Origin of the sequence: Actinomyces bouchesdurhonensis (assembly GCF_963540955.1) — a bacterium.
GTDB classification, from domain to species: Bacteria; Actinomycetota; Actinomycetes; order Actinomycetales; family Actinomycetaceae; genus Pauljensenia; species Pauljensenia bouchesdurhonensis.
Map to the genome: position 1 here is coordinate 1 of NZ_CAUTSL010000098.1, position 3,021 is coordinate 3,021.

Consider the following 3,021-nt stretch of genomic DNA (forward strand, 5'->3'; position numbering starts at 1 on the left):
GCAGGATCTGGCTGCGCGCCTCCACGTCCGCGCCGACGGTCGGCTCGTCCATGAACACCAGGCGCGGACAGTGCATGATCGCCATGCCCGCGTGGAGCCTGCGCTGCTGCCCGCCCGACAGGTGCGAGGCACGCTGTCCGCGTTTCTCTGTGAGGCCGAGGAGGTCCATCACCTCGCTCGCGCGCGAGGCCGACTCGCGTCGAGTGAGCCCGTTCAGTTCGCCGAAGGCCGCGAGGTTCTGGGCGACGCTCAGGTCGGGGTAGATGCCGAGCTCTTGGGGCGCGTAGCCGATCAAGCGCGCGGCCTCGACGGAGGAGGGGCGGTGGCCGCAGATGCTGGCGGTTCCGGAGTCGGCTTGGCGCAGCCCGCACAGGATCGTGATGAGCGTGGACTTGCCGGCCCCGTTTCGTCCGAGTAGCCCGAGGATCTGACCGGGTTCGACGCGCAGGTCGACCCCTCGCAGGACCTCGTGAGTCCCGTAGCTCTTGCGGATCCCCCGAGCCTCCAGGGCTGGGGCGTGTGGATGTGACACGGTTTTTCTCCCATCTGTTAACGCTGTTAACTTTGTGTCGCACGAAAGGTTAACAGTGTTAACTTATGAATGCAAGGCGGTCTTGCGTGCAGGGGAGAAACCCACGAATTGCCGCGTTTTCCTGACAATCTGTCGCTGCGTGGGGGAGGGAAGCGGCCCTACACTGTCCATGCGAGGCCCGAAGGAGGATCGACAGTGCCGAGTATGGAAACCTACGACGCGATCATGCTGGTGTCCTACGGCGGCCCGAACGGCCAGGAGGACGTCCTGCCGTTCATGCGCAACGCGACGCGTGGTCGTGGAATCCCCGACGAGCGCCTGCTCCAGGTCGCCGCGCACTACAAGCGCTTCGGCGGCGTCTCGCCCATCAACGCCTGCAACCAGCGCCTGATCGCCGACCTGTCCGCGGAGCTCGCCCGCCGCGGGCACGACATCCCCGTCGGGTGGGGAAACCGCAACTGGCACCCCTTCGTCGCCGAAGGCCTCGACGAGCTCGCGGGGGCCGGTGCCCGGCGCATCCTCGTCCTGCCCACCTCCGCCTACGCCTCGTACTCGGGGTGTCGCCAGTACCGCGAAGACCTCGCCGAGGCCGCGGCGGCCCTGCGCGAGAAGTGGGGGACTATCGCGCTGGGCGCCGAGGACAGCGCCGACAATCCCGACGCCGACATCATCGTGGACAAGGTCCGCCCCTACTACTCGACCCCCGGCATGGCGAGCGCGCAGATCGCGTCCGTCCGGCGCGCGTGGGAGGCCCTCGCGGCGCGCGGCGTCGATACCTCCGGGGTCCGTCTGGTCTTCGTCACCCACTCCATCCCCGTGAGCATGGAGGCGGGATCCTCGCCCTTCCCCTTCCGCTCCTCGATTGACGAGGCAGTGGCTGCCTCGGGCGATCATGGTGAGCGGCAGGGGAGCGGGGCCTCGTCGCCGGCGGGGACGCCCGCAAGCGAAATCAGTTACGTCGCCCAGCATCACGCCCTCATCGCCGCGATCATGCCGGAGCTGCGCCGCGTCCTCGGGCGCGCGGACCTGGGCTACGACCTCGTGTATTGCTCGCGATCGGGGCCCCCGCAGGCGCGCTGGCTCGAACCCGATATAAACGATTTCCTCGAGGAGATCGCGGGCGGTGCCGCGGCCTTGGATGCCGTGAATGGCAAGGTGCCGAGTGGCGTCGTGGTCGTCCCCATCGGGTTCATCTGCGACCACATGGAGGTCGTCTACGACCTCGACACCGAGGCGAAGGAAACCGCCGCGCGCCTGGGGATTCCCTACGAGCGTGCAGACACCGTCGCGACGGATCCGGCCTTTGTGTCCTCCCTGGTCGACGTGCTCGAAGAGCGCGCCGCCCAGGCGCGAGGCGAGAGGCCCGCGCGCGTGACGGTTACGGGCACCGGCCCCTTCCACACCGTCTGCCCGAGCGACTGCTGCCTCTCCCCGGCGCGCCCCGGGCACGCCTCGTCCGCTGGTGCCAGCACCCACCCCGGCACCGCCCCTCATTCTTCCGGCGCGCCCGCCCGAGCCGCCGGTCACCCAGCCCCAACCCAGGAGGACCCCATGTCTACCCCGCATCCCCACGCCGCCCGGCCGCCCGAGCAGAACCCGGAAAACCCGGGACATCCCGCAGGAGTGCCCGACCGCGTCGGTGAGCACGCCGCGCGCCACCAGGCCCGCCACGCGGGCACCGAGGCGACGCCCCACTCGCACGCCGCCCGCGCTCGCGTCACCGACCCGCGCGACGCGACCGACATTGACTTCGACGAGGTCAACAACAAGGCGCACTACGCCCTCTACTCCGTGTTCGCGCTGGGCGAGTCCCTGCCCGCCGACGACGGCGAGCGCGGCCGCATCGTCGCCGAATCCCTGGACTACGTGAAGGGCGCGGGCGCGGAAATCCGCGGCTTCTACGACGTGTCCGGCTTCCGCGCCGAGGCCGACCTGATGGTCTGGTGGCTCGACGACGATCCCGAGGTCCTGCAGGACGCCTACCACCGCCTGCGCGCGTCCGCGCTGGGCAAGTTCCTGGACCCGGTGTGGTCCTGCATGGGCCTGCATACCCCCGCCGAGTTCAACAAGCGCCACATTCCCGCCTGTTTCGGCTGCGTCGCGCCCCGCGACTGGGCGATGGTCTACCCCTTCGTGCGTTCCTACGACTGGTACCTGAAGGCCCCCGAAGAGCGTTCCCGCATCATGGCTGAGCACGGCCGCAACGGTTTCTCGCAGTACCCGGACGTCAAGGGTTCGACCCTGTCGGCTTTCGGCTTCTCCGACTACGAGTGGGTGCTCGCGTTCGAAGCCGACACCCTCGACCGCCTCGAGGGCGTCATGCACGCCCAGCGCTACACCGAGGCGCGCCTCTACGTGCGCGAGGACACCCCGTTCTTCACGGGTCCGCGCGTGAGCCTCGGCGAGTGGGCGGAGCGCCAGCCCCGCGCATAAGGGGCTCTTCCGAGTTGAGTGTGGGTGACCGGGTGTTGGTCGGGGGTTGCGGGTAG

General features: G+C 69.2%; 2 protein-coding genes. One reads left to right on the top strand and one right to left on the bottom strand.

Features of this window, described 5'->3' with window-relative positions:
* The coding region (locus tag RYL44_RS10120) for an ABC transporter ATP-binding protein (RefSeq protein WP_314975914.1) at positions 1-532 on the bottom strand (532 nt) is incomplete at its 3' end.
* 204 nt (positions 533-736) lie between these two features.
* On the opposite strand from RYL44_RS10120, the gene hemQ reads away from it, so the two are divergent.
* Positions 737-2,965 (top strand): hydrogen peroxide-dependent heme synthase, encoded by a 2,229-nt coding sequence (hemQ, locus tag RYL44_RS10125; RefSeq protein ID WP_314975915.1) that lies wholly within the window; start codon positions 737-739, stop codon positions 2,963-2,965.
* Positions 2,966-3,021: the final 56 nt, after the last annotated feature.